Origin of the sequence: Leptolyngbya sp. FACHB-321 (genome assembly GCF_014695975.1) — a bacterium.
In the GTDB taxonomy this organism is placed as follows: Bacteria; Cyanobacteriota; Cyanobacteriia; order Leptolyngbyales; family Leptolyngbyaceae; genus Stenomitos.
Map to the genome: position 1 here is coordinate 205,620 of NZ_JACJPI010000065.1, position 18,962 is coordinate 224,581.

Here is an 18,962-nt window from a genome sequence, read left to right on the forward strand (position 1 = left end):
GGTTCGATCGAGCGTCGTCCGATTGAGGAAAGGAGGTAGAAAAACGAGGAGAATGGACGGTAGTGCTAAAAGAATGCTGCACGATTGGCTTTCGCATACGCTCGGCTGAATGTCAGGTACTTAGCACGCCTAGAGCCGTCTGAAAAGCTAACGAAGAACGTGTTTGTTTAGGCTTATCTACTGCATAAGTGTCGCTTTCAAGGCACCTTGACTACTCCTTGTTGCAACACCTGAATCGACCCAATTGCAAGCTGAATTGGAATCCAACTGAGCAAACAAATGAGTGTTGCTCGACGAGTGCTAAGGTTCAAGCCCTCACGCGTTGCCACAATAACTGCTAGTAGACTCCAGACTGCCAAAATCAACTCAATCGGTCGTCCTAATAAAGGGATCAACGTCAAAATGTTAAGCACTTGTGGGGCATAGGCAAAGCCAACCGGACTCAACAAATCACCGTAGGTTGGGTCGATCGGTTTTAGCCACTGCCCAACTTTAAAGATGATGAATGTCCACAGGTAGTATCCTGCAATGACGCTCAGCCCATCGACTAGAAGTGCGAGCAGCAGAAACAATCCACTCGCTCGATTGATAAGCAAAATAACAGCGCTTCCCAGCACATGGGATATAGCCGCTAGCAGCACAATTGTGAGAGCAAGACGGTGCGTTTTGGGCGTATTCTGGGCGTGCTCATACAAGTTTGACTTGAGGGCGATCGCGTGCCAAAGGGTTTGCCAAAAGTTTTGTTGGGATGGCTGGTGAGTCACGCTATCTTAAGGCTGACGAAAGAGGCTCATGATCAAGCAATTTGTTTCCTACGCTACATTACACTTAAGTTAGCCGCCGTACAAGCAAGGGCATAAGCAACACAGATGGCTAATCTCCTCAAACAACTACTGCTACGGTTAGCAGGTGGCACCTCTAAGCTGCTAACCGTAGCAGCCGTTGTGCTGTTGTTTTGGGGAACCTTTGCTCCCGTAGGTACTTTAGTCTGGTGGCTAAACCAGAGTACAGAGAGTCTAGGCAAGCAAAGGCAGCCCAAGCAACTGCCGACAAATGAGGGTACCGCTTCCACCGCTCGTTCTTCTAACATTAATTGCTACATCATTTACTTACCCGGTGTCGGCGATTTTTCCACCAACCAATTAACGTCTGGTGAAGAGTGGTTTTTGGATCAACTGGTGCGTTTACACCCCAATTGTGTCGCCGTACGCGATGTCTTTCCCTACTCTGCTGAAAACAAAGATTTGGGTGGTCAACGGTTTCTGTCGCCTCTATGGCACGCGATCGGGCGTGAGGATGGTTGGCTAAAGAATGCCGATGTGTTGATCAAAATTCGTAATCTGTGGCGGTTAGCGATTTCGGCAGACGATCGCTACGGACCTGTTTATAACCAGGGCATAGCCGATGCCATACTGGAGCGAATGAATACGGTACAGCCAATCGCGCGTAATCCCCAGCAGCCACTTAATTTAGTGCTGATTGGCACCAGCGGTGGCGTACAAGTGGCACTGGGTGCTGTACCGTATCTTGATCGCTGGCTGGAGGCTCGAGTCACAGTTGTCTCGTTGGGTGGAGCGTTTAACGGCGAAGAAGGTTTTGGCATTGCCGACCATGTTTACCATCTTTATGGAGAGCGAGACTGGATTGAGAATATCGGTCCCGTTGTTTTTCCGTCGCGTTGGCGCTGGTCTTTTGCGTCTCCTTTAAATCAAGCACGGCAGCAAGGGCAATACACCGCTCTCAGCAGCGGTAATCATGCTCATGATGGCGATGAGGGCTATTTAGGGTTGGCGATCGCTGAACCTCAAACGACCTTTGTTGCACTAACGCTCCAGAAAGTCCATCAACTGCCGTTCTGGAAAACACCAACCCGTCAAGATCTGAGCCACGCTCCTAGAGAGTGAGTAAACGTTCTTAGAGCTTTTGGTTGCATCGATCTCATTGATCTAGTGTTTGGGTGGTCGCAACAGTTGAAAGACATTGGTTAGCGCTCTAATGAACGCTTGCTATCCTATGTTTATTTGGTGGAGGCAAGTCTTTGTCACCAGGTTGTAGTTATCGCTTGCTGCGCCAATAGAACTAGATTAACTTGTCAAACCGACTGCAACCTGATGCAACGATTCAAAGTCAGCGCTCGATCGCCTCACCTCACACCTCCTGATCAGAAGCCCAAAATGCTTAACATAGAGGAGAAGGAGGGCTGCGAATGAATGGACAACGAACAGATCCCTTCCCCAAGTTTGGGGAGATGGGACTACGTATGCAGGCATTGGATTGGGCAGAAACACCAGCAGGCGCTGTGGAATCCTGGTCACAAAGCTTGAAATCAACCGTTCGCACGCTCTTAAGCTCGCGCTACCCGATGATTCTGCTATGGGAGCAGGAGCTGATTCAACTTTACAATGATGCCTACATCAATCTGATTGGCACCAAACATCCCTATGCGCTGGGACGATCGATCCGGGAAACCCAAGCCGAATCCTGGGATGTCATTGGACCCATGATCACCGACGTGATGACGACCGGGGTTCCCAACTGGGTGGAAGACCAGATGCTGGCAGTAAACCGCTCTGGCTACAACGAGGAAGCTCACTTCAGCCTGTCTTACAGTGCAGTCGAAGATGATACAGGCGTGGTTCGCGGGATGCTCTGTGTCTGTAGCGAAGTGACTAAACAGGTGTTGGGGGAGCGCGGCTTGCGTTTGCAGCGTGACCTGGCAGCACGGGCTGGTGAGACGCGCAGTGTGGATGTAACTTGTCAGGATATTCTGGCGGCGATCGCTGAGTATCCGCTGGATGTGCCGTTTGCTCTGATCTATCTGCGCGACGGTGACAACCAAATGCGACTTTGTGGCAGTGTACGGCTAGATGGAAATCAGGCGCTTGTCCCAACGACTGTCTTGCTGGCAGACACAACCGATCGCTGGTCTTTGGCAGAAGCCATGACGGGTCAAATCGCGATCGTTAAAGGGCTTCATCACGACCTCACCATTCCCGGTGGACCCTGGAACGAAACCGTGCAGCAAGCGATCGCCTTGCCCATTCCCTCATCCAACATGGCTGCACCGCTGGGAGTGCTGATCTGTGGCATCAGCCCTAACCGTGCTTTGGATGAGGGCTACCAGTCATTCTACGAGCTTCTAGCGGGACAGGTTTCGGTCTCTATCCGCAATGCTCAAGCCTACGAAGAGGAACGCCATCGCGCCGAGAAGTTGGCAGAAATCGATCGAGCAAAAACGGTCTTCTTCTCTAATGTCAGCCATGAGTTTCGGACACCGCTGACCTTGATGCTCAATCCGCTCGAAGAGGCGCTCCAAAGTGGCAACTTACCTGCCGCCGAACAAGAACAGATTACCGTGGCACACCGCAACAGCCAGCGCCTGCTAAAGCTAGTCAACACGCTGCTCGACTTTTCTCGCATTGAAGCGGGTCGCACTCAAGCCGTTTATGAGCCAGTCGATCTGGCAAGCTTGACTGCTGATCTCGCTAGTGTGTTTCGAGCGGCGATCGAAAAGGCAGGCTTACAACTGGTTGTAGATTGCCCACCACTGGCTGAACCTGTGTATGTCGATCGGCAAATGTGGGAGAAGATTGTGCTCAACCTGCTCTCCAACGCCTTCAAATTCACATTCACAGGACAAATCTCAGTTTCACTGCACCCTGTAGAAGACGCAGTTGAACTGGTCGTCAAAGACACGGGCACTGGCATCCCAGCCCATGAGTTACCACGTCTGTTTGAGCGTTTTCATCGCGTTGCCGAGGCGCAGGGTCGCTCCTACGAAGGCTCAGGCATCGGCTTGTCGCTAGTGCAAGAGTTGGTCAACTTGCATAACGGTACAGTGACGGTGAGCAGCGTTGTGGAGTCGGGGAGTACTTTTGTTGTGCGACTGCCCATGGGCTACGCGCACCTGCCGTCAGAGCAGATTCAGGTGAGCCAAACCCAGACTGCAACGGCTTCAAGCGCAACGGCGTATGTCGAAGAAGCCTTGGGGTGGGTCGTAGAGCCTAAAGAAGATCCAGCAGCTTTACCGCAGCGGGCTTCCGCCCGGATTTTGTTAGCCGACGACAATGCTGATATGCGTCATTACCTGCAACGGCTCCTGCGTGCACAGTATGACGTAGAAGCCGTTGCCAATGGTCAAGCAGCCCTGGAAGCCGCTCGTATCCAGATGCCTGATTTGGTACTAACCGATGTGATGATGCCCAAAGTAGACGGCTTTGAGTTACTGCGGCAACTTCGACTCGATCCTCAAACGCGTGAAATTCCTATCCTGTTGCTCTCAGCGCGGGCGGGTGAAGAAGCCGCCATTGAGGGACTAGAAGCGGGAGCGGATGATTATTTGGTCAAGCCCTTCAGCGCACGAGAACTATTAGCACGGGTGGCAACGAATTTAGAGTTGGGTCGATCGCGTCAGGCTGCCAACCAACAACGCTTTCGCTTTCTGGCAGAATCAATTCCTCAAATGGTATGGACAGCCGATGCTCAGGGTCGAGTTGATTATTACAGCCCTCGCTGGTTTGACTACACTGGGTTAACCCTGGCGCAATCTCAGGGGTCAGGATGGCAGGATGTTATCCATCCAGACGATCGTGAAAGCAATATCGAGGCATGGACTCAAGCCGTTGAGAAGGGCGTGAGCTACGACATTGAACAGCGCTTGAGGCGAGCGGATGGCAGCTATCGTTGGCATCTGACCCGCGCCCTCCCCATGCTTGATGAGCAGAGCCAGGTCGTCCGCTGGTTTGGCACCTGCACAGATATTACCGATCGCAAGCAAGCAGAGACAGCACGAGAACAACTGCTGCAACAAGAAAAAGCGGCACGAGAGGCTGCTGAACAGGCAAATCGTCTTAAAGATGAGTTCCTGGCAGTGCTATCTCACGAGTTGCGATCGCCCCTCAACCCAATTTTGGGCTGGGCAAAGTTATTAAGCAGTGGCAGGTTGGATGCGGTCAGAACCCGTGAAGCAATCAATACGATCGAACGCAATGCCCAACTTCAATCCCAGTTAATCGAAGATCTGCTAGATATTTCCCGCATTATGCAGGGCAAGCTGACGCTGAAGGCAACGCTCGTAAGTTTGCCATTTGTCGTTTCAACGGCGATCGAAACGGTGCGACTAGCTGCGGAAGCCAAAGCGATTCAGATCAAAACCAGCTTTGAGCTCACCGTGAATCAGATTTACGGCGATGCCGGTCGATTGCAGCAAGTGGTATGGAACCTGCTCTCAAACGCAGTAAAATTTACGCCTCCTGGAGGGCGAGTGGAAGTGCGACTAGAGGAGATAAGGCATGGAGAATCGAAAACGCAGAAGAGGGAAAACCCAAGCCACTCCCCACTTGTGACTCCTTACGCCCCTACGTATGCTCGCATTACCGTTACTGATACTGGCAAAGGCATCAGTCCCAAGTTTCTCCCCTATGTCTTTGAGCATTTCCGCCAGGAAGATGGAGCCATCACGCGCAAGTTTGGCGGGCTGGGCTTAGGCATGGCGATCGCCCGTCAAATTGTCGAACTGCACGGCGGCAAAATTTGGGTTGAGAGTCTCGGTGAAGACCAGGGCACCACGTTCATCGTCGAATTACCCCTTTTAAGCGATGAGGGAGCAAGAAAGTGGGGAAGCGAAGAAATGCAGCACTCTGTCACATCATCATCCCATTACCCTCTCTCCGGCTTGCGAGTGTTAGTAGTCGATGATGACCTAGATTCACGAGCATTTGTAACGTTTGTGGTAGAGCAAGCGGGAGCGGAAGTGACAGCAGTTGGCTCTGCGATCGAGGCTCTCCAAGCGCTACAAACCACACCTTTTGATCTTCTTTTAAGTGATATTGGTATGCCAGAGATGGATGGCTACGCGCTGATGCAGCAGATACGGGCAATGCTATCAGAGCAAGGTAGAGACATTGTAGGCATTGCCCTGACTGCCTATGCCGGAGAATTTAATCAGGAGAAGGCTCTCTCAGCAGGATTCCAGCATCATGTTTCTAAACCTGTAGAACCGGAGCGCTTGATACGTGCGATCGTCACACTCCTAGGACAAACTACTTCAACCTCTTTCTAAATTGTCAATGCTTAAGGAGATTTCTAGCAAATAAAATACCCGTAGGGGCAGGTTTGATACCAACGCGATCGGCTACTAGCAAAGATTCTGGCAAAACCTGCCCCTACAAGTGGTACATTCTTTCTCAGAAATCTCCTAAGTTGTAGTACGACAACTCTCTAGAGCGATTGGCACTAATTCTTTAGACACATAGCCTTCAACTGGCTAACCCTGACAACCTTTTGCCAAGCAATGAAAGCTCCTAACCTTCCAAGCAATCTTGCAGTGCTTTGGTACAAAAAGTTTGAACGGCGCAGCAAGAGTTTCAGGTACCTATGCCCTTGTGCTGCAATCGCTTTTTAAACCAGTTCTCTATAATGAAGCTATTGAGCTGGCGCTCGTCTCCAGCACTCACAGTGTGTTAAGTGTATGGATGACTTGCTGCAAGAATTTAACGATCTCTTTGATCAAGGGATTGATGGGTTACTAGACATCGTGAGAGTGATTGAAGGCAGAGCAGAGCCAGAAGCATTCTCAACAGATGTTAAGCGTACCCCTCGGAATACGGCTGATGATCGCTCAGAGCCTACTGCTGTTGGTAGTCCTGCTAGACCTGCTCGTGTCGATCGCCCAACGGCAGCAACGGCAAATGAGGTCATGAATGCGCCAGGCGCTACTAATAAGCCGTCATTAAAAGGCGTTGGTGGTCTCACAGAGGTTTTGAGCGAACTGCGGGAACTGGTAGAGTTGCCGCTTAAACGCCCCGATTTGCTTACAATGCTAGGGCTGGAGCCCACCTCTGGAGTGCTGCTGGTAGGACCACCGGGCACTGGCAAAACCTTGACGGCTCGTGCCCTCGCTCAAGATTTAGGGGTTAACTACATTGCGATCGTCGGTCCCGAGGTAATGGGTAAATACTATGGGGAAGCTGAGGGTCGCTTGCGGAGCCTTTTTCAAAAAGCGTCACGGTCGGCACCCTGTATCGTGTTTATTGACGAGATTGATAGCCTCGCGCCCGATCGCGCCCGGGTAGAAGGCGAGGTCGAAAAGCGGGTTGTGGCTCAATTGCTGAGCTTGATGGATGGCTTTGCTCAAACAAAAGGGGTCATCGTGCTAGCCGCAACGAATCGCCCTGATCATCTTGATCCAGCGCTGCGCCGACCCGGACGGTTCGATCGCGAAGTGCAGTTTCGTGTGCCTGATCGAGCGGGACGGTTAGAAATTCTTCAAATTCTGACCAAAACGATGCCACTCAGTGGTGTTGATCTGGGTGCGATCGCCGATCACGCTGTTGGAATGGTGGGTGCTGACCTCAAAGCGCTTTGCCAGAAAGCTGCCTATACTGCTTTGCGTCGGTTTGTGCCGTCTCCAAACAGTCCCATGCCAACGAAGATGACTGTGACTCAGGCAGACTTTCTTCAGGCGACTAAACAAGTCAAACCTGCGGTGCTGCGATCGGTGGAGCTTGAGACTCCTAACGTTTCCTGGGATGAGATTGGTGGGCTTGATGCTCTCAAGCAAACCCTGCAAGAGTCAGTTGAGGGTGCCTTGCTTTATCCTGAGCTTTACCAGCATACGAAAGCCAAAGCCCCGCGTGGCATTCTGCTTTGGGGACCTCCTGGCACTGGCAAAACGTTACTTGCCAAAGCCGTTGCGTCTCAAGCCCGCGCTAATTTTATTGCTGTCAACGGTCCCGAATTGCTGAGCAAATGGGTCGGTGCTTCAGAGCAGGCAGTGCGAGAATTGTTCGCTAAGGCACGACAAGCAGCACCTTGCGTTGTCTTCATTGATGAGCTTGATACGCTGGCTCCAGCGCGTGGTGGTCATGGCGATACAGGTGTTAGCGATCGCGTCGTGGGTCAATTGCTCACAGAACTCGACGGTTTACACGAATGCCCTCACGTGCTCCTGGTGGGAGCCACAAATCGTCCAGAGGCACTTGATCCTGCTCTGTTACGGTCTGGACGCTTAGATTTGCAATTGAAGGTTGATCTTCCTGATGAAGCCAGTCGCCTGTCGATTCTACAAGTGCACAATCACGATCGCCCGTTAGCAGCCGTTGATTTAGCCTTTTGGGCAACTGAGACAGACGGTTGGAACGGTGCTGACCTGACTCTGCTTAGCAATCAAGCTGCTTTAGAAGCCATCCGTCGCTATCGACGAGAAGGCTTGAGTAACCCTGGAGAGCTTCAGATCGTGACTGATGATTTCATGGCTGCTTACCAACGTCTGCTTGAGCAACGACACGCCTAAGCGATTGTATTGGGGACAGGCGCATTGGTAGGAAGAGCCGCGATGGGATGGCAGATACCGCATGACACTGCTCATTCAATCCATTGGGATGGCATCATGATCGGGCAAGCTCTGCTCTACATTCCGTACCGTGGAGCAGGCGTACCCTGCCAAACCAACCAGGATCAGCCCTAGCGAGGTCATGATATATAAAAGTGCAAGTCCTGCACCCTGCTCTCTGCCAACAATGCCACCAAAAAGGGGTGAGACACTGCTGCCCCTACTTATAGCAGGTTCAAACACGTAATCGGCTAGCGGACCAGCCATGAGCATGGCGATCGCTGAAACAATCTGTATCAAGAGCGATCGAGTTGCCAGCACCCGTCCTTGCACCTCTGGGTTCACCTTCGTTAACCAAATCGCTTTTTCCGAACTGGTCAGCAGTGGAAAGTTGAGCGAAGAACAGAACTGAGCTGGTAGCCAAACCGATGCCACCTGTCCTAAACCAAACACCACTTTGCTCAAGCCTGCCCCTGCCATGCCTAAAAGCACCCCCCAAATGTGACGTTTCGGACTGCCCCAAGCACTTAAAAGTAGTGCTCCAGTGACACCGCCCAACCCAGCAGCAGACGCGATAGAACCCAGAGTGCTGGCATTATTGTCAGAGCGTGCCAGGATCATCGGTGCATAGATAGCGCCGCCCAAATCATGAAGGAACCAAAACGAAGCCATCAGCCCAACCATTGTCAGTAACCCAGGACGCGCCAAGATGTAGCGAGATCCAAACACGAGTTGCTGCCAAATGGTCGTTGCTGTCTGGTGCTCTTTCTCATTCAGGGTTGGTTGAGAAATCTGTATGGGTAATAGTGTTGCTAACGCAATGGCAAACGCGACTAAATCGAGAAGGGCAATGCCTGCTAACTGAACTGTCGCGTAAAGCGCACCCGCCAAAGCAGGAGCTAAAATGATTGCTCCATAGTGAATGGCAGCATCAAGACTACTCGCACGCGCATACTGCTGCTTGGGAACTAATAGGGTAATTGATGCCGAGTAAGCGAGGGTTTGAAGTTCCACAAACACACCTTCGATCGCTCCTAGCACATAGAGATGCCAGATTTGTAGGTGATGAGTGAGAAACAGGCAGAGAATTGTGAATGTTGATAGAGCGGCGATCGCATCCCCCAGGATCATCAACCCCTTGCGATTACAGCGGTCTACAATCACGCCTGCAAAGGGAGTGACAAAGATGCTAGGGAGTCCGGAGAAGAACCCCACTAATGTCAGGGCAGTTGCCTGTCCTGTGAGTTCCCATGCCCAAAGCTGAAGGGCAAAGCTGGTCATGCGGCTACCGAAGGTAGAAACCAGTTGACCGAACCAGATGATCAGGAATGTCCGCATTAGGATTGGGTAGCTAAACTTTGGTTTCTATTGTGGGTGAAAGTAGAAGACTACGAATTTGCTTCAGGATCAATTCAGCGGAGACCGGACCTTCAATGCGGCTCCAAAGCTGATAATCCACAAAGTAAACCCGTTGAGTTTGACTGGCAGGAAGCGATCGTAGAATGGCATTATTCCACCAGGCTTTAGAAACGCTTTCCACGCTACTGTTGCCACTTGCCATCACAATGATGGTGTCAGTTTGCAATTGAGGAAGAGTTTCCAAAGAAATATTGATTTCACTTTGCTGCACAGGCAAAGGTTCAGGAACCACAAGCTGAAACCCAAGCTCCTTCAGCAGTCCACCTGCATAAGTATCGTCTGTAAAAATCTGAATTTGATTCATTGCAGAAACTGATAGCAAAAGAATCTTGGTTTGCTGGGTAAGCGGTTTGAGGTCAGTTCTCGTAATCGCAATCTGCTGCTGATGTTGCGCGATAGTGGCTTGAGCACGTGCCTCTCGATTCATCGCCTTGCCCAACTTCAATAGGCTATCTTGCCAGCGCTCTTGATCAGATGTTGCTAAAGGTAAGGTCGGCGCAATTTGAGTCAGATTTGCATAGAGCGATGGTTGAATGCGCCCCAGGATTAAATCAGGTTTTAGCTTCAGAATGGTTTCAAGAGAAGGAGACTGCCAAGTGCCAACATGAATAGGAGGACGAGTGAGGCGATCGCCCAGATACTTAATCTGTATGGTTGGCTTTCCTGAAGTGGGAGAACCCACTAAGGCACGTCTATCTTCTGCATACCCAATCGGTTGAATTCCTAAAGCAAGCAACAGATCCAGCGCGTGGGGATCAAGAGCAACAACGTCCAGTGGTTGCCCACACACTTTGGTAATGCCCGATCGATGCTGAATGCCTTGACATACTGTATTGGAATCAGCAGGCGAATGAATGACTCGCTTGTGTTCCCCTGGAGCAATACAGCCTGAGATTGAGAAGACCGCTAGTGTTGCCAGCAGGAGTAACCGGGTAGAACCCTTTGCTTGAAGCTCACCTCGTTTGATCGCTTGGGCTGTTGGTTCCGTCATTATGGTTTCTCCAGCACCAAATGCTGAGAGAGATCATCCAAAATGAGATTTGCCCCAATCATTCCCGCTCCAGCAATCCAGATGGAACTGTCGACCTCGTAGACTTTGTTTGCCTGCACAGGCTTTAACTGCGACCACAGGGGATGTTGCTTGAACTGTGCCAAGTTCGATTCTTTGTGACCACCTAGTAACAGAAAGATGACATCCCCATCCATTTTGGGAATCAGCTCCAAGGACAGCCGCTCCCAGAGTTTGTCTTTGTTTTGGACAGGTGGACGCGCTAACCCAACTTCCTGCAAAATCACTCCACTAAAAGACCGTTTCATGTAAATGCGAACATTGTTTTGCCAAAAATTGACGACTGATACCTGGGTGTTTGAGGAGCGATCGCCCAGCGCTTGCTGCAACTGCTGCACCCGTTGTTCGTAGTTCTGCAACAACTGTTCTGCTTCTGATGTTTTACCCAGTGCCTCAGCCGTCTTTTTCAGCCATGATTTCCATGAACGGTAATCGTTAGTGTCAACAAAGACCGTTGGCGCAATGCGATTGAGCTTGTCGTAAATGTCTTTGCCATCCCAGGTTGTGCCAATAATGAGGTCGGGTTTTAGTAGTAGAATTTTCTCTAAATTCGGCTGACTATCGGTTCCAACCTTTTCAATACCTTGAGTGCGATCGGTCAGATAATCAATAAACCCACGATCGAGCGTCACTGTTCCTATAGGCTTGACTCCCAAAGCCAGGACATTATCCAGTTCATTCAGGACAACCACCCGTTTGGGATTGAGGGGAACGCAGGTTTTTCCCATCCCATGTTCGATTGTTCGGCAAGCAGTTGTTGATGCGGCTGTGCTGAGAGTACGAATGTTCGCCTTGGATGCGGTTGGATTGCAAGCTGACAGCAACAGGGCAAAGGGAAGGAGTAGCGATGCAACGCACGTCCCTCTCTGGCGTAATGGCAGAATTCTTCGCATCCAGTTTAATCGTTTCATCAAGGTATAGCTGAAGCAGCAAGCTTCGTGAGATGTTTGACCACGTATTGAGGCATGGCGTAGCTTTCTGTATTGCCACAGCTACCGTGCAAATGCAGCTTTTTATTGTCATCTATAACTACATCCGCTTGATAAACCTCTGATGTATGATCAGCACGAACCAGTGTAATTTCAACCCGATTCCAACTTTCGTCTTCATTGTGGTCAATCACTCGACCGACAATCCCGTATTTGAACCAATCCCAGCCGTACTTCAAAAGCAATGCTCGCTCCAACACTTGTGCTGCCCAAGGGAGAATCCCCCAACCCCGGTAAACGCGGTTGAAGCATTGCGTATTCCCACTCCGAGTCAGAATTGCCGTAAATGAGTCTTCATCTAGCCTGCCGTAATATCTGCCCTCTGGAAAATCGATCGCGGTAGGGGCAAAGCGGTGTCCACCAATATGGCTAGCTTGCCAAACTCGTACGTCTGGATTGAGGGCTAATTGAGCGACCGTTGCGATCGCCCGTCGATAAAATGGCTGACCATACTTAGCACAGCATTTATCATGGCTGCCGTGGGTACAAACCAGAATGTCTCTTGTGTCTGTCTCGATCGGCTCATGAGTATGGCACTCGTTAAAATAATCGCTCACAAGCGGGGCTACTTCTTCCAGGCTGGAAACTTGAAATTCCTGCTTGCTGTACCCAAATGAAACTCCGTCTTGCTGACGAAGAATGATCACGCTGGTAAAGGGTTCTTGTCTACGATCGCGGTGGATCAACAACGGTCGAATGGTGCGTTTATCTTGCTTGAGTGCTTGAACCAGAGTTCGCAAGTTATCTGGAATCTGGTTGGAGTGAAAAGCATTGGCTGACCACGGAGGCGGACATTCTACCAGGACATAGAATTGAGCCATCACGGCACAGCCAATCAGGTCTTCACCTGCTGTGTTGGACTCTTCAGCGCAAAAGAAAGGTTCTACCATTGCAACGCGGCTTTAGAACTCCACCGAGAAAGAACCAACCACTGTAAACGGTGCACCTGGATAGACTAGAGAACCCTGGGCTTCGTAGTAGCCAGTGCCAAAGAGATTCTTGAAGTTGATGGCAGCTCGATAGGTGTCGCGGCGATAAAAAATAGTGGCATCGGCTCTGACGAAGGAAGGAAGCGTAATGGTATTGGGTAGCTCGGCTTCGCGATCGCCCACAAAAAAGATGCCACCACCAAAGCCTAGCCCTCTCAGTCCACCGCTCTGAAGTTCGTAGGTTGTCCACAAACTAGCACTATTTCTGGGCGCATTGACCAATCTGCTGCCGACGGGAAGGTTGTTATCTTCGCTGACAAAAGCGTCGTTGTGGGCATAAGAGGCAATAATATTCCAACCCGGTGCGAGTCTACCGACGATATCGAGTTCAATGCCTCGGCTTTTAATTTCCCCTGCTGCGATCGAGAAATCTAGATCATTCGGATCGGTCGTGGCGACATTTGTTTTTGTGATGTTGTACGCTGCTAAGGTCGCAGAAAGTCTGCCATCCAGAAGTTCACCTTTAATGCCAACTTCATACTGGGTACCTCTTTCCGGCTCTAGCAAGTCACCGCTACTCGTCGATGCAAAAACATTGGGTCTAAAGGAGCGGCTGAAGCTAGCGTACAGAGAGATGGGTTCAATAGGTTGGTAGACAATGCCTACCCGCGGTGAGAACACATTGTAGTTGCGGTTAGTGGTTGTACCCGCCAGTCGATCTTCAATGTCTAGTTCAACAAAATCAAAGCGTCCGCCAAGCAGTAGTTTCAGATTGGGCAGCAACGTAATTTGATCTTGTAAATAAAGCCCTAGGCTATCGTTACGGCGATCGCTATCAAAAACAGGCGGTAAATCAGTCGGAATTGCAGAACCGTAAACGGGATTGAAAATATTAATCGGCGTGAACTCTGTCCGCCGTAACACACCATCTGAGGTACTCCGGCTTAATTCAAACCCTGCCAGCAATTCATGCTTCACTGAACCTGTATTGAATTTGCTGACCAAATCCGTTTGGAGACCGTAATCCTCAACTTTTTCGTCAGAAGCAGTGTATCGGCGTCGCAATGTTTGACGATCGCGTTCTAGCCGAAAGGTGCGTGCCTGAGCATTGGAACGGCCTGCCTCAAAAATTTGAGCCGTAAAGGCAGTGCGTAAGCGCAAATTGGGATTGAATTGATGGTCGATCGTTAGGCTCGGCTTGTTTCCTGTTAACTTATAGCGATCGCTGGGTTCCCCTAAAAATCGATTAATGGGCAGAGCAAAAAGCTCTGGTTCGGAAGGAAAGCCGCGATCAAAGGTGCGGTCTACATTAACGTATTCATACTCCAGGGTCAAGCTTGTCGCTACACCAAGTTTGAAGGTGAAAACGGGAGCAGCGACAAATACTTCATTGTTAACAAAATCACGAAAACTACCTGCGTTTTCATAAGCAAGGTTTAAGCGATACAGGATTGATTTATCGGGCGTGAGGGGACCTGAAAAATCGATCGACGGACGGTAGAAATTGTAACTACCAATTTGCAACTCTGCTGCGTAGAAGGGATCGCTCAACGGTTTTTTCGTCACATAATTGACCACACCTCCTGGTTCAAATTGCCCATACAGCACCGAAGCCGGACCTTTGAGCACTTCAATCCGCTCAATTGTTGCTGGGTCAGTGAAGGTGAGAAAGCCATCATCTCTGAATCCATTTCGCAGATTGCTAGAAGTGGTTAAACCGCGAATTGTGTAGTTGTCAGTTGAGCCACCGTAGCCTTGCAGTACGGTTACACCACTGACGTTGCGAGTTGCGTCACCAATCCGTGTCACTTGCTGATCTTGAATCACCTGCCGGGGCACAACTTGAATTGACTGGGGAATGTCACGCAACGGGGTATCCGTTTTGGTGGCTGTTGCGGCAGTAGGAGCACGATAGCCGTCGACTGCAGGTTCTCGATCGCCCGTGATAACCAGTTCTTCCTCTTCAGCCTCGTCTGCTTCAGCCTGATCGGTAGAGTCACTGGGCGGTGCAGGAGTGGTTGATGGAGTGTCTGCACTGGACTCTGAATCTGTCTCTGATGGTTGTAAGGTTGTCTCTGTTGGAGGGGCTGTTGCAGCAGTTGTGGGGGTGGTAATGTTCAGCACCAGTCCTGGAGTGCTCTGAACGACTTGCGCTGAGGGCAATTCCGCTTTGCCTGTAATCGTCACTCGTACACTATTGGCACCTAACGGAGCGACGATGACTCCCGCGATCGCCTCCGTTGGGTTGCTTTGACGAAACGTTCTGCCCTCTGGCAATTGTAGTTGCGTGTTAACAATATCTGTAATCAGGGTTTGACGATAGCGAGTGGTAAAAACTTGAAGCGGGGTACTACTCGTGCTCTCCAGGATGAGTTCAACTCCGTTGGCTGTCGGTTGAAGCTGGACCGCCGTAATTTGTGCTACCTCAGCTCGGCAGGGCTGAACGATCGCAACCGATGCAAGACCTGCAAGACCTAAACAAGTAAATGACCGCGCTTTCAACATCTCGCCTCGTACAAAAACTTTAGAAATGGGACAGTAGCTTTGCAGGCTGAATGACCTCTCAGGGTATACCTGGAGGTATCACAGCAGCAATTTCAAACGCAAAAGATTTCTATTAATTGCTTGAGCGCTTCCGCTAATAGCATCAAGCAAATGACATTCTTATCATTAAGCAGTGAAGTGGTACGCTTGTCAAGGCTATTTTTCTAAAGGCATTGAATCATTTTCTGAGTTCTAGTCTAAACAACTAAGCCCCAAAAACCCGGCTCTCAAGGCTAGACGTTTTACGGTAACCTTTCCTTCATAAGCTATGTGCTCGTACTACCTTGGGGATTCGAGCTCAGCTAGTTGAAACTTTCTCGCAACTCTACTTGCAATGCGCTACTTCATCATTTAATCTTATTGAGAAGGAATCTCAACTTAACTTAGCTTATGTTCAATTTTGCTGTTGGGCTGGGATCTTACGCCCTCATTCACGTTGCCTGTCAACTCTCACTAGCCTGCTAAGGATTTGAAGAGCGTGGTCAAACTAGCTTCATTAAGTCAAAAGGCACGATCGCAGGTTCTGTTAATCTCTGGTTTGGTACTGTGTTTGCTGATTCTCCTCGGTTGTCTGATGGCAAGCATCCTTCTGGGAGCAGCAGAGATTCAGCCTGGTTCCATCTTCTCTGCCTTGACTGCGTTTGATGGTTCTACAGACCATCTAATTATTCGGACGGTGCGATTGCCACGATCGCTGATTGCGTTGATGGTTGGAGCCGCACTAGCAGTTGCTGGCACCATCACTCAAGGACTCACCCGTAATCCCCTTGCCTCACCAGACATTTTAGGAATCAATAGCGGCGCTGCCTTTGCCATGGTGGCGGTCCTATCCATATTCGGCAGTGTGGCGTCTATAGTGCATACCAGCTTTGCCTTTGTGGGTGCAGGACTTACTACGGTTGTGGTTTATCTGCTGGGTTCTTTAGGTCGGAGTGGCATGACGCCTCTGAAGCTCGTCGTGGCAGGCTCAGCACTGACTTACCTGCTTTCTTCACTTACCACCGGCATTTTGATCTTGAATCAAGAGACACTGGATGAAATTCGCTTTTGGCTAGCGGGGTCAGTAGCAGGACGAGATATTCATTTATTTTTGCAGGTGCTTCCCTATATGGGAGTGGGGCTGATGATGGCATTTGCACTAGGTAAACCCTTAACGGCTCTGGCGCTCGGTGAAGATGTGGCGAAGGGCTTAGGGCTGAGGACGGGATGGATCAAAGCGATCGCCATGCTTGTCGTCGTGTTGTTAGCAGGAAGTGCCGTCGCGATCGCGGGACCAATCTGGTTTATTGGGTTAGTTGTTCCTCATCTGGCGCGATTGTTGATCGGCATGGATTATCGTTGGTTGGTTCCCTATGCGGCTTGTCTGGGCGCCATTCTTTTGTTGCTTGCAGATATCGGTGCTCGGCTAATCATCAAACCACAAGAGTTGCCCGTAGGCATTATGACGAGCCTATTGGGTGCGCCCTTCTTCATCTATTTAGCGCGATCGCGGGTAAAACAATGAGTCATTGGATTGTTGTTCGTCCTCGCCAGATGCCAATTTCCTTTCGCGTTCAGCGACGGGTTCCGCTCGTGCTGTTGTTGCTGACCGTGATCACGTTGGCGATCGTCATTCTGAGCGCAAGCTATGGGGAATATCCCATCTCGCCGCTTGATGTATTGAAAACGCTGCTGGGAATTGAAACGGGCAATCCTGATCATGCGTTCGTCATTTATACATTGCGCTTACCGCGTGCCCTCGTTGCCTTGCTCGCTGGCATTGGGCTTGCCATTCCGGGAGCAATTCTGCAAGGGTTGACTCGTAATCCGCTAGCAGCCCCCGATGTGATTGGTATTAATGCGGGTGCGAGTATGGCTGCCGTTAGTTTAATTGTTTTATTTCCGGCAGCACCGTTGTTTGCAATTCCACTATCAGCGTTTGCAGGAGCAGCGATCGCGGCAACATTGATCTATTTATTGGCATGGGATCAGGGCAGTTCACCGATTCGTTTCATTTTAATTGGCGTAGGGATTGCTGCGGTTGCTAGTGCAATAACTTCAGTTTTGATGGCATTTGGACAAATTAATAATGTCACGCAAGCGTTGATCTGGATGACGGGCAGTGTCTACGGGCGCAGTTGGGAGCATATTTTGCTGCTGCTGCCCTGGCTAGGAATCTTTGTGCCACTGGCATTGCTGCTGTCTCGCGAGTTGAATGTGCTGCATCTAGGAGATGATGTGGCGCGAGGGTTGGGAAGTAGCGTGGAGTGGCAGCGGTTTTTGTTGTTGCTGACCAGTGTTGCGCTGACGGGGGCTTCAGTGGCGACGGCAGGCACAATCGGGTTTGTCGGGCTGATGGCTCCTCACCTGGCTCGACAATTAGTAGGAACTGCGTCTGAAGGATTGCTGCCTACGACTGCCTTGCTAGGTGGACTGATAACGGTGCTAGCCGATCTGCTCGGACGATCGTTGTTTTCGCCGACTGAACTGCCCTGTGGTGTACTCACTGCCCTTGTTGGCGCACCCTACTTTCTTTATTTGCTGTACCAAAATCGTCATCAATGAATGCAGAACCCTCCTCTACAATCGTGCAAACATTTTCCACCGGAGTTGCACTGACCACTCGCAAGCTAACGCTAGCGTACGATGGAACCGTTGTTATTTCCGACCTGGATCTGGCAATTCCAGCCGGAAAAATTACCGTTTTAGTCGGTTCCAATGGTTGTGGTAAATCGACGCTGCTAAGAAGTTTAGCTCGGCTCCTGAAACCTACCCGTGGCACCGTTTATCTTGATAGTGCTTCTATCTTTAAGCTATCGACTAAAGAGGTGGCGAAACGGCTCGGCATTTTGCCCCAAGGACCGGTCGCACCAGAAGGATTGACTGCAAGAGATCTGGTTGCACAGGGACGCTATCCTCATCAAAGCTGGCTGCAACAATGGTCAAAGGAAGATGAGTGGTTGGTGGAGCAAGCCCTAGCCATTACTAATATGACCGTGCTAGCAGACCGATCGCTCGATACCCTCTCCGGCGGTCAGCGGCAACGGGCTTGGATTGCTATGTCTTTGGCGCAAAATACAGAAATTCTGTTGCTCGATGAACCCACAACGTTTCTGGATCTGGCGCATCAAATTGAAGTTCTAGATTTGCTCTATGAATTAAATCAAACGCAAGGACGCACGATCGTCATGGTATTGCATGATTTGAATCAAGCCTGTCGGTATGCCGAGCATTTAGTGGCGATCGCGCAGGGACAAGTTGTTGCTCAAGGAGCGCCTGCCCAAATCATGACAGAAGCCCTAGTGCAGGAGGTATTTGGGCTAGAAAGCCGCATTATTCAAGATCCGGTTGCTGGAACACCCTTATGCATTCCGGTTAGTCGGCACCGTTGAATTGGCAAATTTAAATGCTTGACGAGAAACAAGTATGGCTTTAATCTCGGTCACGATCGTGATTCGCTTGATTCATCCAGTGTTACTACAACGTTTTTCCCCTCCAGCAGACGTTAAAAGGATAGCGGGGGTAGATAAATCTATTACGCCTAAGGCAGTGATCGTTCCCCCTTTCGCTGCTGGAGGGGTATTGAGCCAGATAGAAAGATTGAAGCGGGCTTGGGCACTGAAATCTCCTCAACGCAATTGTCTGCGATCGGTTCAAACAAGTTTGGTTAAACCTTGACTTCAAAATAGTTCAGTTACAGC

13 protein-coding genes are annotated in these 18,962 nt (G+C 50.3%); 7 read left to right on the top strand and 6 right to left on the bottom strand.

Going from position 1 to position 18,962, the window contains the following annotated elements; all coding sequences use genetic code 11:
* Nucleotides 1-197: 197 nt before the first annotated feature.
* Entirely contained in the window at nucleotides 198-764 is a 567-nt protein-coding gene (locus tag H6F76_RS17890) for a YIP1 family protein (RefSeq protein ID WP_190447289.1), read from the bottom strand.
* A 105-nt stretch (nucleotides 765-869) separates the two neighbouring features.
* Here H6F76_RS17890 and H6F76_RS17895 point away from each other — a divergent pair, with 105 nt between their 5' ends.
* The 3 genes from H6F76_RS17895 (at nucleotide 870) to H6F76_RS17905 (ending at nucleotide 8,293) form a co-directional block, all read left to right on the top strand.
* On the top strand, nucleotides 870-1,904 hold the full coding sequence (locus tag H6F76_RS17895; RefSeq protein ID WP_190510327.1) for a hypothetical protein: 1,035 nt from the start codon (nucleotides 870-872) through the stop codon (nucleotides 1,902-1,904).
* A gap of 302 nt (nucleotides 1,905-2,206) precedes the next feature.
* Entirely contained in the window at nucleotides 2,207-6,061 is a 3,855-nt protein-coding gene (locus tag H6F76_RS17900) for an ATP-binding protein (RefSeq protein ID WP_190510329.1), read from the top strand.
* Nucleotides 6,062-6,469: 408 nt separating this feature from the next.
* Nucleotides 6,470-8,293 (top strand): AAA family ATPase, encoded by a 1,824-nt coding sequence (locus tag H6F76_RS17905; RefSeq protein ID WP_190510331.1) that lies wholly within the window; start codon nucleotides 6,470-6,472, stop codon nucleotides 8,291-8,293.
* 75 nt (nucleotides 8,294-8,368) lie between these two features.
* On the opposite strand, the gene H6F76_RS17910 is transcribed toward H6F76_RS17905, so the two are convergent.
* From H6F76_RS17910 to H6F76_RS17930, 5 genes are read right to left on the bottom strand one after another with little or no spacing between them, the layout of a single operon-like run.
* The gene (locus H6F76_RS17910) at nucleotides 8,369-9,670 is read right to left on the bottom strand and encodes an MFS transporter (RefSeq protein WP_190510333.1); all 1,302 of its coding nucleotides are present in this window, start codon (nucleotides 9,668-9,670) and stop codon (nucleotides 8,369-8,371) included.
* Nucleotides 9,671-9,683: 13 nt separating this feature from the next.
* On the bottom strand, nucleotides 9,684-10,742 hold the full coding sequence (locus H6F76_RS17915; protein WP_190510335.1) for an iron-siderophore ABC transporter substrate-binding protein: 1,059 nt from the start codon (nucleotides 10,740-10,742) through the stop codon (nucleotides 9,684-9,686).
* Complete coding sequence (locus H6F76_RS17920; RefSeq protein WP_190510337.1) at nucleotides 10,742-11,731, bottom strand: iron-siderophore ABC transporter substrate-binding protein; 990 nt, start codon at nucleotides 11,729-11,731, stop codon at nucleotides 10,742-10,744. The genes H6F76_RS17915 and H6F76_RS17920 overlap by 1 nt, the downstream gene beginning before the upstream one ends.
* Entirely contained in the window at nucleotides 11,731-12,699 is a 969-nt protein-coding gene (locus H6F76_RS17925) for a sucrase ferredoxin (protein WP_190510339.1), read from the bottom strand. Before H6F76_RS17925 ends, H6F76_RS17920 begins: the two co-directional genes overlap by 1 nt.
* A gap of 12 nt (nucleotides 12,700-12,711) precedes the next feature.
* Nucleotides 12,712-15,243 (bottom strand): TonB-dependent siderophore receptor, encoded by a 2,532-nt coding sequence (locus H6F76_RS17930; RefSeq protein ID WP_190510341.1) that lies wholly within the window; start codon nucleotides 15,241-15,243, stop codon nucleotides 12,712-12,714.
* 517 nt (nucleotides 15,244-15,760) lie between these two features.
* On the opposite strand from H6F76_RS17930, the gene H6F76_RS17935 reads away from it, so the two are divergent.
* Genes H6F76_RS17935 through H6F76_RS17950 form a run of 4 tightly spaced genes read left to right on the top strand, consistent with a single transcriptional unit; the run spans nucleotide 15,761 to nucleotide 18,939 of the window.
* The gene (locus H6F76_RS17935) at nucleotides 15,761-16,786 is read left to right on the top strand and encodes an iron chelate uptake ABC transporter family permease subunit (protein ID WP_190510343.1); all 1,026 of its coding nucleotides are present in this window, start codon (nucleotides 15,761-15,763) and stop codon (nucleotides 16,784-16,786) included.
* On the top strand, nucleotides 16,783-17,826 hold the full coding sequence (locus H6F76_RS17940; RefSeq protein ID WP_190510345.1) for an iron ABC transporter permease: 1,044 nt from the start codon (nucleotides 16,783-16,785) through the stop codon (nucleotides 17,824-17,826). The genes H6F76_RS17935 and H6F76_RS17940 overlap by 4 nt, the downstream gene beginning before the upstream one ends.
* A gap of 23 nt (nucleotides 17,827-17,849) precedes the next feature.
* Nucleotides 17,850-18,653 carry an ABC transporter ATP-binding protein gene (locus H6F76_RS17945; protein ID WP_347276056.1) on the top strand — a complete coding sequence of 268 codons (804 nt, stop codon included), beginning with the start codon at nucleotides 17,850-17,852 and terminating at the stop codon, nucleotides 18,651-18,653.
* 34 nt (nucleotides 18,654-18,687) lie between these two features.
* Nucleotides 18,688-18,939, top strand: coding sequence for a hypothetical protein (locus tag H6F76_RS17950; RefSeq protein ID WP_190510349.1), 252 nt, complete (start codon nucleotides 18,688-18,690; stop codon nucleotides 18,937-18,939).
* The last annotated feature ends 23 nt before the right edge of the window (nucleotides 18,940-18,962 follow it).

Bases quoted from the DNA above. Each gene is read 5' to 3' on its own strand.
- H6F76_RS17895 (WP_190510327.1), top strand. From the start codon at position 870: ATGGCTAATCTCCTCAAACAACTACTGCTACGGTTAGCAGGTGGCACC.
- H6F76_RS17900 (WP_190510329.1), top strand. From the start codon at position 2,207: ATGAATGGACAACGAACAGATCCCTTCCCCAAGTTTGGGGAGATGGGA.
- H6F76_RS17905 (WP_190510331.1), top strand. From the start codon at position 6,470: ATGGATGACTTGCTGCAAGAATTTAACGATCTCTTTGATCAAGGGATT.
- H6F76_RS17910 (WP_190510333.1), bottom strand. From the start codon at position 9,670: ATGCGGACATTCCTGATCATCTGGTTCGGTCAACTGGTTTCTACCTTC.
- H6F76_RS17915 (WP_190510335.1), bottom strand. From the start codon at position 10,742: ATGACGGAACCAACAGCCCAAGCGATCAAACGAGGTGAGCTTCAAGCA.
- H6F76_RS17920 (WP_190510337.1), bottom strand. From the start codon at position 11,731: ATGAAACGATTAAACTGGATGCGAAGAATTCTGCCATTACGCCAGAGA.
- H6F76_RS17925 (WP_190510339.1), bottom strand. From the start codon at position 12,699: ATGGTAGAACCTTTCTTTTGCGCTGAAGAGTCCAACACAGCAGGTGAA.
- H6F76_RS17930 (WP_190510341.1), bottom strand. From the start codon at position 15,243: ATGTTGAAAGCGCGGTCATTTACTTGTTTAGGTCTTGCAGGTCTTGCA.
- H6F76_RS17940 (WP_190510345.1), top strand. From the start codon at position 16,783: ATGAGTCATTGGATTGTTGTTCGTCCTCGCCAGATGCCAATTTCCTTT.
- H6F76_RS17950 (WP_190510349.1), top strand. From the start codon at position 18,688: ATGGCTTTAATCTCGGTCACGATCGTGATTCGCTTGATTCATCCAGTG.